This window comes from Parabacteroides goldsteinii DSM 19448 = WAL 12034 (assembly GCF_000969835.1).
Classification (GTDB): domain Bacteria; phylum Bacteroidota; class Bacteroidia; order Bacteroidales; family Tannerellaceae; genus Parabacteroides; species Parabacteroides goldsteinii.
The window spans coordinates 1,049,824-1,064,295 of record NZ_KQ033912.1; the positions used below are offsets into that span (position 1 = coordinate 1,049,824).

The 14,472-nt window shown below is 46.1% G+C and carries 11 protein-coding genes; 1 reads left to right on the forward strand and 10 read right to left on the reverse strand.

All coding sequences use genetic code 11. From position 1 onward, the window contains the following. Together HMPREF1535_RS26080 and HMPREF1535_RS04175 are read right to left on the reverse strand one after the other, a co-directional pair. Positions 1-798: a sulfide/dihydroorotate dehydrogenase-like FAD/NAD-binding protein gene (locus HMPREF1535_RS26080; RefSeq protein WP_007654998.1), complete on the reverse strand. Its 798-nt coding sequence runs from the start codon at positions 796-798 to the stop codon at positions 1-3. A 95-nt stretch (positions 799-893) separates the two neighbouring features. Next, a complete protein-coding gene (locus HMPREF1535_RS04175) occupies positions 894-1,277 on the reverse strand; it encodes a co-chaperone GroES (protein WP_007654999.1) in 384 nt (127 codons plus the stop codon). A gap of 146 nt (positions 1,278-1,423) precedes the next feature. Here HMPREF1535_RS04175 and HMPREF1535_RS04180 point away from each other — a divergent pair, with 146 nt between their 5' ends. Next, positions 1,424-2,635, forward strand: a complete 1,212-nt coding sequence (locus HMPREF1535_RS04180) for a 6-bladed beta-propeller (protein WP_010801952.1) — start codon at positions 1,424-1,426, stop codon at positions 2,633-2,635. A gap of 130 nt (positions 2,636-2,765) precedes the next feature. Here HMPREF1535_RS04180 and HMPREF1535_RS04185 read toward each other — a convergent pair whose 3' ends face one another. The 8 genes from HMPREF1535_RS04185 to HMPREF1535_RS25740 all read right to left on the reverse strand — a co-directional run bounded on the left by HMPREF1535_RS04185 (position 2,766) and on the right by HMPREF1535_RS25740 (position 13,837). Next, complete coding sequence (locus HMPREF1535_RS04185) at positions 2,766-3,344, reverse strand: DUF4251 domain-containing protein (RefSeq protein WP_046145373.1); 579 nt, start codon at positions 3,342-3,344, stop codon at positions 2,766-2,768. Positions 3,345-3,505: 161 nt separating this feature from the next. Continuing rightward, entirely contained in the window at positions 3,506-4,858 is a 1,353-nt protein-coding gene (locus tag HMPREF1535_RS04190; protein ID WP_007655003.1) for an MATE family efflux transporter, read from the reverse strand. A gap of 34 nt (positions 4,859-4,892) precedes the next feature. After that, on the reverse strand, positions 4,893-5,030 hold the full coding sequence (locus tag HMPREF1535_RS25730; RefSeq protein WP_154670865.1) for a hypothetical protein: 138 nt from the start codon (positions 5,028-5,030) through the stop codon (positions 4,893-4,895). Positions 5,031-5,044: 14 nt separating this feature from the next. Continuing rightward, positions 5,045-6,118 carry an ABC transporter ATP-binding protein gene (locus HMPREF1535_RS04195; protein WP_046145374.1) on the reverse strand — a complete coding sequence of 358 codons (1,074 nt, stop codon included), beginning with the start codon at positions 6,116-6,118 and terminating at the stop codon, positions 5,045-5,047. Further along, complete coding sequence (locus HMPREF1535_RS04200; protein ID WP_046145375.1) at positions 6,118-7,152, reverse strand: iron ABC transporter permease; 1,035 nt, start codon at positions 7,150-7,152, stop codon at positions 6,118-6,120. Before HMPREF1535_RS04200 ends, HMPREF1535_RS04195 begins: the two co-directional genes overlap by 1 nt. 41 nt (positions 7,153-7,193) lie before the next feature. Then, positions 7,194-7,358, reverse strand: coding sequence for a hypothetical protein (locus HMPREF1535_RS25735; RefSeq protein ID WP_154278477.1), 165 nt, complete (start codon positions 7,356-7,358; stop codon positions 7,194-7,196). 312 nt (positions 7,359-7,670) lie between these two features. Further along, complete coding sequence (locus HMPREF1535_RS04205; RefSeq protein WP_046145376.1) at positions 7,671-9,671, reverse strand: fructose-bisphosphatase class III; 2,001 nt, start codon at positions 9,669-9,671, stop codon at positions 7,671-7,673. 356 nt (positions 9,672-10,027) lie between these two features. Continuing rightward, positions 10,028-13,837 (reverse strand): DUF6383 domain-containing protein, encoded by a 3,810-nt coding sequence (locus HMPREF1535_RS25740; protein WP_148499099.1) that lies wholly within the window; start codon positions 13,835-13,837, stop codon positions 10,028-10,030. Positions 13,838-14,472 lie beyond the last annotated feature (635 nt).

Genomic DNA, 14,472 nt, shown 5'->3' on the forward strand with positions numbered 1-14,472 from the left:
TTATTTCTTTTCAATATCTTTATAAGCACCCAGACGCATAAGCATCTCATCGAAATCAACCTGGTGGGCATCGAACTCCGGTCCGTCCACACAGACAAACTTGGTCTTTCCGCCTACCGTGATACGGCAAGCACCACACATGCCGGTTCCGTCTACCATGATCGTGTTCAACGAAGCGACAGTAGGTATCTCATATTTCTTTGTAAGGGCTGAAACGAATTTCATCATGATGGCCGGGCCGATGGTTACACAAAGGTCTACCTTCTCACGGTTGATGACACTTTCTACGCCGTTTGTTACCAGTCCCTGGGTACCGTATGAGCCGTCGTCGGTCATAACGATCACTTCGTCTGAGTTTGCACTCATCTGTTCTTCCAGAATCACCAGGTCTTTCGTACGGGCCGCCAGAACAACGATCACCCGGTTGCCTGCCTTATGAAAAGCCTCAACGATAGGCAGCAGCGGGGCTACACCTACACCACCTCCGGCGCAAACTACGGTACCTACCTTTTCGATATGGGTAGCCTGTCCCAGCGGACCTACCAGGTCGGTAATATAATCGCCTACGTTCAAATCGCAGATCTTCTTGGATGAACCGCCTACAGCCTGAATCACAAGTGTGATGGTTCCTTTCTGAGTATCTGCACCTGCAATGGTTAAAGGGATACGTTCACCTTTCTCTCCCACCTTCACGATCACAAAGTGACCAGCTTTGCGTGAGCGGGCAATCAGAGGAGCCTCCACTTCCAGCTTCACGACATTGGCAGAGAAATGTTCTTTACTTACAATTTTATTCATTCTAATCGCTACTGTTGATAGTTTATTTTGTTGATTTGCTTGCAAAAATATATCAAAAAAGTGAATCTATTAGTATTTTGCCAAAGAAAAAGGCTTTATTCGAACAATCCTTCGTCGCGAAGCAGCATTAAAATCGCCGAATGGGGCACGATCAGGAACTTTTCGTCGTTAAACTTAATCTCGTAAGCGGCATTCTGCAGATAAACAGCCAGATCGCCTTCGTGCGCCTGCAAAGGCAGATAATGGACGGCTTCGTCTTCCTTCTTCTCCCATACTTCATGCTCTTCCTTCTGCGAAGGCAGTGGAAAACCGGGACCTACCTTGATGATATAGCCGCTTTGTATCTTCTCCTGCTGTACGGTGGGCGGCAGGTAAAGGCCTGATTTAGTCTGACTCTGCGGATTCTTCGGCTTGATAAGCACCTTGTCGCCTATCATGATGAATTTGTCTATGTCTTTTTGGTCGATTGATAATTGCATAATTACTGAATAAATAGAATTAATAAATGAGAACAAATCTACAAAATATCTTTATATACGAGACGAATAAGTATAAAAAACGGCCATAGGCATTGCCTGACTCTTCTTTATTCTTATATTACGCCAACTTTATAACAGACTACAACATGAAAACATTACCTCTTCTATTTTTTACTTTTTTCCTGGCAACCGGTTGCTCAGGTACGAAAAAAGATTCCGCCGCACAACCGGATAACGGAGAAGAAACGGCAGAAACAACAATACAGCCGGCCGCTCCCATCTGGTATGAAGGAGAAAAACCTATCTTTTTTAATGTAGAAGAGAATTATCCGGAAACGAATATCCGCCTGAGCGATCTCTCCGATGCGTTGTATATACCACTGGAGACCAACGACAGTACGCTTCTGAGGCAAATCGGGACATGCGAGGGCAACGAATATTTGCTGACTAACGACTTCATCTACGCACAAGAAGAGCAAGCGGCTATTTATATATTCAAAAGAGACGGCAGCCTGGTCCGGAAAATCGACCATAAGGGCGGAGGACCGGGCGAATACAGCTATATAAGCAGCTATGCCGTCGATACCCTCCGGAAAGAGATCTTCGTTCAGGATGCCAACCTAAAGAAAGGATGCACGTATGTCTACGACCTCGAAGGGAACTTCAAACGTACCTTCCTCAACAAAGCGAAAGAGATCACGATCCTCAACGACTCGCTCCTGCTCAATTATTTCAGATACAATCCGGGAGGTCCGCGCTATTCGGTCGTCCGCAAAGAAGACGGAAGCACGGTAAAAAAATTACCGATCCGCTTCCCAACCCAACTGCCTCACGATAGCCACGGGCGTCTGGCCTACGGAAGCCTGGTAAAGAGCCCTAAAGGGGCCTTTATGGCTAATTTGGGCAATGATACCATCTTTGAAATCCGGCAAGACTTGCAGGTCATTCCGCGTATCATCGACCAAAGCAAATATCCCACCACTTTCGCCCAGGTGCATCCGACGATCGAGACCGAGCGCTACCTGATGTTCTATATCCTGCGTTGCCATTCGTATAAGCCGTATGTCGACGAGCATTACTACATCTATGACAAGAAAGACAACCAGATCTACAAGATGACCGACTATCCGGGCAATTCATACTGGACGCTGATGGACGATTATCCGCACATCACCAACTGGAGCACGACACAGAATAGCAACGTTGCCGTACGTACCCGCCAGGTCTACGCCTTACAGGAAGCCGAAGGTAAACATGGCGATGCCGAATTGAAAAAACTGATCGAAACACTCGATGACGACGCCAATCCGGTTTTACAGATCATGCTGTTCCACACGGTAGATCAGATAAAGAAGTAATCAGGCAGAGTGATCGTTTAAAATACAAATAGCACGCAGATAACATAGATCGAGCAGATGAACACAGATTTATTAATTAAAATATCTGCGTCAATCTGCTCGATCTGTGTTATCTGTGTTATCTGTTACGTTAGATGGAACGTCCCTTAAACACGTTAGACTGTTCGGTCGGATACAGGGTACCGGTAAATGAAACACGGTTGCTGTTGAAGTTCGGACTGACAGTGGCCGTACATTTGTTGGAACCTTTCACCATGCGGAAAGTCACGTTTGCCGAAACGGCTACGCCTTGTACCATCATACTGAAAGTAATATTGCCTTTCTTATCGGTCTTCATTTCCACATTCGAAGCGTTTCCTTCTACAGTGATTCCACCGATACCGTTAGGACCTGCGTAAGCTCCGTTGAATGCCAACTGGATAGTTGCGCGGTTGCCATCCATAGAGACGAAGTTGGTACTCGGAGTGACATAAACAAAACGTCCGCGTTTAAATTCCACACGATCGGCTTCGAGCACGAAGTCCTTGTCGTTAAGAGCCTGGACGGCTTGTTCGAACAATGCCATATTTTCAGCTTCTTCGGCTGCTTTACGGGCTTCTTTCTCTGCTTTCTTGGCAGCTTTCTCGGCTGCTTTATCCTGTTGTGCCATCATTGTCCCTGAACCGGCACTAAACAGCAGGACAGCTAGCAATAATAATACTCTTTTCATACTTCTATTCTTTTTAATTGTTAATCGGATACTGAGATATTTTTGACGCGGATGATACGGATAACGCGGATTAAAACATCAATGTACATTTTTCTTAGCCAGGCCATCCGCGTCAAATATATCTCTTTTTGTATATATAGACAAATAACGTGCCGGTAAGTTCAATTTATCCCTTTACTTTTTATGTTTTTAACATGGTACCACAGGAAACCCCAAGCAGTTACGGCCGCAATGAAGTCTGAAAACGGTGATGCATACCACACCCCGTCCAGTCCCCACACATGCGGGAATGTCAAAAGGGCAGGAATCAGGAAAAGACACTGACGGCTCAGGCTCAGGAACATCGCTTTCCAGGCAATACCGATACTCTGGAAGAACTGGCTGATGGAAATCTGCGAACCGACCACCACGAAAACGAGCAGGCTGATACGCAAACCGTTTGCCGTCACCTCAATCAGTTCGGGGTCGTTGGTAAAGGCCCGGGCTATTATTTCCGGAAACAGGACACTGCACAGACAACCGATCCCCATAATAACGGTCGATGTGATAATCACCAGCCACAGGGTATCCTGCACACGCTTATGCTGACCAGCTCCGTAGTTGAAGCCGACAATCGGCTGCATCCCCTGCGCAATACCGATAATCAACATCACCAGAAGCATCCCGACGCTGGTGATAATACCGTTGGCCCCCAAAGCCAGGTCGCCGCCATATTGTTTCAAGGCGTAGTTCTGGATAACGACAACCAGGCTGCCCGCCAGCTGCATGGCGAAAGGCGAAACACCGATCGTCAGGATATTCCATACCACATGGCCCTCCAGTTTGAAAGTACCTTTATGGAAACGGACAATGCTGTCTTTCTGAATAAAATGGTTCATGACGAACAGGGTACTGAGCAGCATGGAGATGATCGTTGCGATGGCTGCCCCCCGGATACCCATATCCAGCCAGAAGATAAAGATCGGGTCGAGTATCACGTTGGCTATCGCTCCGATCAGCATGGTAAACATGGCCTTCTTCGGATAGCCGGATGCACGCATGACAGCGTTGAAACCAAAGCTGAGCGAAGTCAGGATCGTTCCGGGGACCACAATATTCAGGTAGTCTTTGGCATAAGGAATCGTTTGTTCGCTTCCGCCAAAGGCCAGCAGGAGGTCTTCCATCCAGATCATACAGGGAACGACCGTGATGATCGTAATAATGAATGTCAGCGTAAAGGCATTTCCCAGGACCTTTTCCGCCATCTCGTTCGCTTTCCGCCCCAGATGGATGGAGACACGGGTAGCCGCACCTGCCCCCACCAGCATACCGAATGCCTGCAAGAAGAGCAGGATCGGGAAGGTCAGCGTCAGTCCGGCAATAGCCAGCGCACCGACTCCCTGACCGATAAAGACACGGTCCACAATATTATACAAAGCATTTACCATCGTCCCGATCACCGCCGGGATAGCATACTGTAACAGCAGACGGCTCACTTTCTCGTTCTCCAGCCGTCCGATTATTTCATTTGCCATAATTCATCTACACTTATCTTGTTATACTTTCGTTCTATTCATCCTTTCCTCCCTGTGCACCAAGGAGGTTACCACGCCCGCCCTTATGCTGGCAGGCTGCTCCGGCAAGGAGAGAGGTGTCGCCCCCTGCTGTTCGCATGATACCGCACCGGGATGCGGTGAAGTTCCGCATCAGGATGCGGCTGGCTACCGCACCGGGATGCAGTTGTGTTCCACATCGGGATGCGGCAGTGTGCGAACAGTAGGGATCGGTCCTACTCTCCTTACCGTTTCGACCAGTGCTGCCACCCCGGATAAGACCTTCACCTCCCCTCCGGGCAGGGTCAGTGACAGATGACGGGCGTCGAGGCAGTTGATATTGGGCTGTCCGTCTTTCACTGCCGAAGGACGGAAGCCGTTACGGATCATAGCATTGCCTACCCAATAGGAAACAAGGAAGTCGCCCTCCACTCCTATCGGTTCGACGGGTGCCTTCGTATTCAGTTTTCCGGTTGACGGATCGAAGACAATCCCTTCTTTTCCGAAGAAAGACTCGAAGGCGCCGCTCAGGATCAGGTCTTCGGGCGTACCGCACGCCATCGGACGGCCTTTTTCCTGTAGCCAGAGGCAATCGCCCATCTGGATCGCCAGGTCGAGGTCGTGGGTGGAAAGCAGGATCGCTTTATGTTGTTCTACGGCCAGCTTATGCAGCAGCACCATGGTCTCGATCCGGCTGGTAACGTCGAGGAAAGCCGTCGGCTCGTCCAGCAGGATGATCGGGCATTGTTGTGCCAGGGCTTTGGCGATCATGGCTTTCTGCCGTTCACCGTCGCTCAGTTCGGATACGTAGTTTTGTGCTTTATGGGCAATGCCGGCTGCCGTCAGCGATTGTTCGATAATCTCCCTATCGGTTTTCTTCAACTGTCCGAAGAAACCGGTGTACGGATGACGGCCCAAAGACACCAGTTCGTAAACGGTGATGCCGCCCGCATTCGTCTTTTCCGTCAGTACAACACCTACCGTCAGTGAAAAGTTGCTTTGAGAGTAGGAAGACAACGGTTTTCCCATCAGGCGGATCTCGCCGCTCAAGGGAGGCTGGAAACCGCAGAGCGTGCGCAGCAACGTTGACTTTCCGGCACCGTTCAGTCCGAGAAGGCAGGTGACTTCGCCCGGTCGCAGGCGCAGGTTCAGGTCGTCATGGATGACCTTGCGCTTTCCGCCTTTCAGCAGGTAGCCAATACTGAGGCGGCTGGCTTCTATTACAGGTTCTTGCATATTCATCAGTCGAAGTATTGGATATTTTTACGATTCACAATCACATAAATAATGACCGGCGCACCCAGCATGGGGGTTACGGCATTCAACGGGAGTATATTATTGGTTCCGGGCATCACCATCAGTATATTACACAACAGGGCGATACAGGAACCGGCAAGCATCGTGACGGGCACCAGCATCTTATGGTTGGACGAACCCAGCATCAGACGGGCGATATGCGGCACGGCAAGTCCGATGAAGGAGATCGGGCCACAGAAAGCGGTCGTCGTAGCCGTCAGTAAACCGGTACAGAACAGGATGGCAATACGGGTCCACTTGATCTTGATCCCCAGGTTGGCCGCGTACATTTCGCCCAGCAGCAGGGCGTTCAACGGCTTTATCAAAAGGATTGCCAGCAGCAGGCCGGCCAACGTGAACAGGAGGAAATAAGGCAGTTGCATCAGCGATACGCCGGAGAAATTGCCGAGGCCCCACATGACGAAGGCGTGCACCTTATCCGTCGAGGCATAGTAATTCAGGACGGAGATCAGGGAAGAGGCCAGGTAACCGATCATGATACCGATGATCAGCAGCATGACATTGCTCTTCACCTTTGCCGAAAACCAGATGATCAGTCCCAGGATACAAGCGGCACCGGCAAAGGCAGCGATAATAACCGCCAGGTAACCGCTGATGGGCAACTCCGTCACCATACTGAGCGTCCCGCCGAAATAGAGCATGATGGCCGCGACTCCCAGGTTTGCCCCGTCGCTGATCCCCAGGATGGAAGGGCCTGCCAGCGGGTTACGGAACAGAGTCTGCAATAACAGGCCGCTGGTAGCCAGCGAGGCTCCGGCAAGCAAAGCCGTAACCGCCTGCGGGAAACGGGATTGCAAGATGATATTCTGCCAGGCGGGCCGGCCCACGTCTTTCCCCAGAAGGATATCGATCACGCTCTCCAGCGGGATGGAAACGGCACCGTACACCAGGCCTCCCATAAAAAGGAGGGCCAGGAGAAGCGGCAAGAGGAAGTATGGTAAAGCGATTTGTTTAAACATTTCTATTTAGTTATTATCCTATTTGAGAGTTTCACATCTTATCAGTTTTGAATGTTACTTTTCTCTTGAAAGAAAAGTAACCAAAAGTTCAAGGCTGCATCCGCTTCGCTACTCCGCATCCTACGTTCGCTGTCGTCTGTGAACTCGCTACGCTCAAACAGCACAGCCTCCGGGCGCTCACTACGGATGCTTCGCTTTACGCTCACCAGATGAGGCCTTTCATAGAACGCTTTGCGTTCTCTTAAGATTGCCGATACTACCTGTTAAATCCGCAAGTTTTTGTTCTATAAGTACCGGTATCGGCCATCCTAAGAGGAAGCACAGCTTCCTTGAAAAGGCCTAAGCGGGTGAACGTCCGCGTAGGGGGAAGACGAAGCGGTTAAAAAAATCCGTTGTCTGAGCGAAGCGAGTTTCGGATTTTTCAGCGAAGTCTTTCACCGGAGCAGTGAAGCCGGTTAAGCCTTGATCTTTTGCCTACTTTTCCATCAAGGGAAAAGTAGGTTCAATTATTTCTATATTCAATACTCACTCCGTTCCTTCTCTTTGATAAATCCGTTGCGGTAGGCATACAGCAACTTTTCCAGGTCATGGATCTGGCGTTGCAGGTCGGCGCCTTTATCGGTATCTTTCACCATCTGGCGGTGAGAGCTCAACTCGACCACAATCGTGGTGGAACGGATATCACGGCCTTCCTTGATTGCCTGGTCGGTAGACAGGAACGGTTCGTGCTGTACCAACTGGAAACCGCGGGAATGATAAACCAGCGTATAACCGGCAATACCGGTCTCGGGATGGTAAGGTCTGGAGAAACCGCCGTCGATAACCAGCAACTTGCCGTTTGCCTTGATCGGGTTTTCTCCCTGGATGGAGCGGACAGGCACATGACCGTTAATGATATGGCGGTGAGGCCCGGTCACCCCGAACTCGTCCAGTATCATATCGCATACCTTTTCTTCTTCACGCAGGGTATAATACGCCCCTTTGTCTTCCTTCTGCACCGCCTTGTCGTCGATAAAAGCCCGTTCGAAGGTTGCCATCTTGCTCTTGTCGAACAAAGGAGAGTCTTTTCCTCCCCAAAGATACCAGATGTAATCGAGGGCAAAGTCCTTCTCCGGAGAGCCGTCCGAATCGAAATAAGCGGTACGGATCAACTGGTCGACCTTATCCAGCAAAGCCTTACCCTTGTATTCCTGCCCTTCGATACAAATGTTCTTCAACGTTCCGTCGGCGTTCATCGGGACAGAGGCATGAAACAGCAGGTTGGAGTTACAAACCTGATACATACTGCCATGCCGGAAGAGGCAACGCATATGTTTCTTCAGCTTCTCGCTGCATTCGAACGAGTGGAGCATGCGGTGCATCAGGTCTTCCTCCTCGATAGACAGCGCGTACGGGTCTTTCGGGTTGATGGTAGGCCAGTTTTTGTCTTTCAGTTCATACTCTTTCCCGTCCAGATGGATGGTCCCGCGTTTCAGGTCGATATGGTGTAACAACAGGCGGTCGTCCATATCGAATTCGGGGCGGCGGCGGATAATATCCCCTTCCAGCTTGAACTGGATGATCGTTATTGCCTTGTGCATCTGCGAGATCAGGCGGATCGTCTTTTCGTCGAAAGCCGAGTCGGCCCCATTAGTCTTCGGCATGAACAATTCGCAGGGATCGTCGCCATAAATATCCATTGCAAAGGTAGCCAGAGGTAGCAGGTTGATGCCATAGCCATCCTCCAGGGTTGCCAGGTTACCGAAACGGAGGCACATGCGGATCACATTGGCGATGCTCCCCAGGTTGCCCGAGGCCGCCCCCATCCACAGGACATCGTGGTTGCCCCACTGGATATCGAAATGATGGTAGTCGCAAAGGGTATCCATAATGATATGTGCTCCCGGGCCACGATCGTAGATATCGCCGATCACATGCAGCAGGTCGATCGTCAGCCGCTGTATCAGGTTACACATGGCGATAATGAAATCGTTTGCCCGCCCGGTCGAGATGATCGTTTTGATGATCTGGTCCACATAGGCCGACTTATTCGGCTCGACCGACGACTCATGCAACAGCTCCTGGATGATATAGGAGAACTCTTTCGGTAATGCCTTGCGCACTTTCGAGCGGGTATATTTGGACGATACATTACGGCACACCCTCACCAGTTGGTTCAAGGTGATCAGATACCAGTCGTCCAGATCGGGTTCCTTCGAGCTGACCAGTTCCAGTTTCTGTTCCGGGTAATAGATCAGCGTACAGAGTTCTTTCTTCTCGTAATCGCGCAATGTATTGCTGAATATCTCATTCACTTTACGCTTGATCGCTCCGGAGGCATTTTTCAGCACATGATTGAACGCCTGATGTTCTCCGTGAATATCAGACAGGAAATGCTCCGTACCCTTCGGTAAGTTCAGGATCGCCTCCAGGTTAATGATCTCTGTACTGGCATCCGCAACTGTCGGGAAACTACGTGCCAGCAATTGCAGATAACGCAGGTCACCAAGCACATATTCGGGTGTTATATCTTTCGTCATATAGTGTTTACTGTCTTATTTCGTGCAAAGATAAACAAATACAGGGAGACAATTCATTACAAAAGGATTATTTACGGAAGGCTGCTTTATCATAAACAAAAGAAAAGCGCCCTCTGGGGGCATACCTGATATCTCCTTTCCCGACAGAGAGCTTCGATAAACACACAAAGCCCCGGAAGACGAATCCCCGGGGCTTGCTTTTTTTGTCTGTTTTCACTCTTCACAGAGGCAGAACAGAAGAACTTTATTTCATTACTTTAGTATTAATAAATATCACTTGTTCACCTGTCACAGGGTAATTAACGCTATTGCGCTGCGTGATACTCTATTAGAATTATTTGATTATAAATAATTTCTTATTTAACGATTGCTTTTACAGCAGCTTCACCTTCTACAGCAACTACTACTACACCTGCAGGAGCAGAGATTGTAGCTTCGCTTGAAGCGATTACTGTGTTAGCAATTGTCTGACCAAGAACGTTAGTGATAGTAACAGCCTTGCCTTCAGCACCCTTAACGATAACTGCACCGTTGGTAGCAACTACAGTTATTGTAGAGGCAGCTTCAATACCTTCGTTAGCTGTAGCTTCTTCGTCAGTTTCACCGAAATGGAATACCTGTGCCTGATTGATCAGTTCCTGGATATTACCTTCAGCACTTTCGTGATCTTCAGTTTTTGTTGAGTTCTGAGCCAATACAGGCACACCATTCACAACATTTACCCAAGCACCTTTAAATCCACCAACAGAAGCAGAGTTTTCAGCATCGTTTGATTCCAGTAAGAAGCCTTCGCTTGCAGCAGAAGTCTCGTCATCCTTATCCGTAACTTTTCTCAAAGAGAATGCATAATTACTATGAGTTGTCTTCTTCAGATCATGCTTGTCAGCAATTTCAGCTAATTTGCTCCAGCTTAATACAAAACCTTTCTTAATATAGCTTTCATCAGATACACCAGAGTTATCTTTAACAGTCATTGCTTCTTTCAATGTTTTACCGCGTTTAACGATATACAGATATTCACCTGTAGTAGTTACAACGTGTACACCTTCAACAAATGCCAAACGAGTAAGACCCTGATATTTGTAAGAACTTGCATCACCCAACATCGCATGGCTATTGTCATATTCGATAGAATCATTCAGGTTCACCAGGAAGCGACCAGCTGTATAACCCTGATAGTTTGCATAGTGGCAATCTGTCTTATCTGCTTCAGCTGCAGTTTTCCAGTAACCATGTTTCTGGTTTTCATCACAAGCTACACCGTTAGGAATTGAATCAACAGCAACACCCAGTAAGTACTGAGGCATATGAGTATCTTTAGAAGCTAAAACTTCGTCTACATAGATAGCAGCAGCCTCAGCAGTTACACCTTTGTTTTCGATACCCAGGTAACCCAGAGTCTTGCTAATTTTCTGACCGGTTGTAGACTGTACACCTGATGCATCAGCGTTGTCTTCAAACAAATATTCGTTTGAATTGCCAGCTTTTCTCCAGATCTTAATTGTATTGTTAAGAGGCATTGCATAATCAGCATTCAAATCGATATACTGTTTGCGAACAATTGCATCCGGCAAATAGAAAGCGTTAGATACTTCGTTCGGACGATCGTTCAAATCGTTATCGCGTAATACCCCCATTGTGTTACCGCTTTCAACAGCAACCTTCATCCAACCGTTATCAGACTTCAACTTTTCAACACCTGGTTCTTTAATATCAACCAGTACATAGCAAGTATCAGTTACATTTTTGTCTGCATCGAAACGAACCTGATCAGCTTTGAGGTAGAAATAAGCCAACTTCACTGTATTGTCATTCAAGTCAGATTTCTTAACTGCACGATAATAATAACGTCCGTCGTTACCCTTTACAGAAGCCATATATAAACGATCGTTATCAATCAGGTTTTTATCTTTTACTTTGATAATATAAGCTTCTCTGTACAGTTTAGGAAGAAGGTCAGTGCCATCTACTTTTTTCAATGCACTGCTATAATCATTAGTAACAACGCCACCAGTAGTTTCATAAGTTGCTTGAGCAATTTCGAAAGCAACAGCATCTTTAGCATCTTCCAAAGAAGCAACATAACCCATATCTTTAGCAGCCTGCAGATACAAATTATCGTTCAGGAAGTTGTTCAGTTTGATGTTATAATTATTTTCAATTCCATCATTCAACTCATCAGCAGAGAAACGTTTGTAACCGTGTTCTTTTTCGTAAGCAGCAGGATGTTCTGCTTCGGTAACCGGAGTAAACCACAATGTATCGTTTACACTGAAGAACTTAGTATCAAACATACCTAACTTAGAAGCATCGAATGTCCAGTTATAATCAGCAGAACGGTTGATAAAACGATAGTTCTTTCCATCTGTAGAATATAATTGACCTACAAAAGCAACGATAGGATATTCACGGTTAGTAATTTTAACATACTTAGCAGTATCTGTGCCATAGTAGTTCATGTCTTTACAACCCAATTGTTCAACCATCCACATAGTAGCAGGCATTGTGCCATAATCCTGGTTTTCAGCCTGAGTATCATACATCAGTTCACCAGCCATGTTAGCTACAAGCTTCATGCCCTGTGCACGATATCTGCCATTAGCTTTCGCATTTCCTAATTCAATGAAATATAAACCATTTTCTTTAGTTGCACGTTGCAGATAAGCGAACGGACGATTGATAGTAGTTTTAACTTTGAATTCATTCTTACCATCTTTAGCAACAGTGATAACTTTCCCTAAACCGTTAATTTCGGCAGCCGTAATAGAAACTGTTTTTGAAGTCCATCCATCGTATTTGTTTACCAAAGTATTTGCTTTTGTGAAATCGTTTACGTAGAATGATGTACAACATGCAGAAGCAGTCCAAGCAGTCCCTTGATCCCATTCTTTATCGCTTTGAACAGCAGCATTCAGCGGTTCGATAACGATACTGTCGTTTGTCGGGAAATAAGTTGCACGGAAATAATGACGAGCTTTCAAATAAGAATTAGCAGTTGTAGCTTCTTTAGGAGCCACTTCAAACTTAACAGAAGGAGAAGCAGACGGTTTGATATTCTTTTCTTCATAGCGTTCCAATGCAGGTCTCAAATAACCTTCAGTACCACGTTTGAAGCTCAGATTGAAACCATTTGTAATAGCTTTCAAATCGGCATCACCTTCATTTTCAAAGCTACCATCAGTCAATTCATAAATATTTTCTTCTGCACTGAATGTACCGGCAAATGCTTCAGCTCCGATCAGGTTGTCCGGAGCCAATTTGAATGTAAAGTCTTTATCATTCATTCTTTGATCAGCATCCATACGAGTATTGAACTGCTTAGCATTCATAAAGAACGGCATAGCCACAACCGGACGCAACTGAAGTGCTTCAGCTGCTATGTTTGCCAAGCCTGTGCCAGCAGCATCAGCTTTAATAACTTTTGCCTGAACCAGGTAACCGGCACTTGTTGCATATTCAAAACCATTTGTGTTAAGAGTTGACAGCACAGCATCCTTATTGGTCGCATTATTAGCAAAAGCAAGATACATTACTTCGCCATCAGCTTGGTTGTGCAGATAAGAATAAACTCTTTCAAGACCGAATTTAGCAGAGTTCTTGTTTACTGTATACCAAGACCAATCGTTAACACCGGCTCTTAATTCAGAAACCTCAGCGTTTTTAATCAGTGTGTGGTCGAAAGTAATAGCCAAGTTAGTTTCTTTATTAATATAACGGAAATAACCACCGCTCACACCGTCATTCTTTGTGTATTCAATCTTCCACAAAGAAGCATTCAATTTTGCGCCATTCTTTTCAGCAGTTGCTTTAGGCATGGCACGCAAATAAACCTTACCAGTTTCTGTGTCTCTCTCCTGAATCAGGACAAAAGTACCATTAGCTCCGCTAAAAATCTTTCCATCTTGTCCTACTTCCAATTGATACCACTTAGTATCATCAATGAAGTTGATTAATTTGTCGAAAGTACCTTGCGTTGCTAAGGTATATGTACCCGCATCTTCTTTGGTTATAGCAGCATTATCTGCGACTGTTTCAGATCCATTTACGGTTCCATACGTACGATAGGCACCCTGCAAGTCGTTAGAGGTAAGGTGCTGCCAGTTTTGAGCAGACGCAGAACCTACAACTAAAGCAAGCGCCATCAAAGTAGAAAACTTTTTGTTCATAATCAATAAATTTAATATTAATAATAGTGTTATAAAAGTCCATTTCACGGATCCGTTCAGAGACTGCCAAATGTTAAATGACGAGTTTAAACGTTCCTTTTTTCTCGTCATTTTTGGGTGTATGATTTGAGTTCATACCGGAAAGGTCGAATTTTGTACTAACTTTGTTATTCTGTTGATAAGAAAGGATATAGAGAAAGAAAAAAATATAGAGAAAAAGAGTGGTGGTTAAAAAGATTGTTGTAATTTTGTGACTAGAAAAAAGGAACCTTTAAATTAGTCAGTCCTTTTTCGCACTTCACGTTTTATAATTCAATAGCTACACATTCATCTCCGTCTTTAATCCGTTAGAGAAATATTAAAGGTCTTATATATAATGTACATGCGCGTACATTAATATTATTATTTATCGGAAGCAAAAAATCCATACTATTACGGCTTTTTCCATTTTCAAGCACAAAAATCCAAGAAATCCGGTCTTTCGGAGAATGTAAGCGCACCTGTTTTTCATTCCGCAACCAGACAACTTCTGTATCTTATATTAGGATACCATATTCTCATATATTATGATACAACATTCGTATAATATATGAGAATTGAGTATCACAATATATGATATTTCTGCATCTATACGG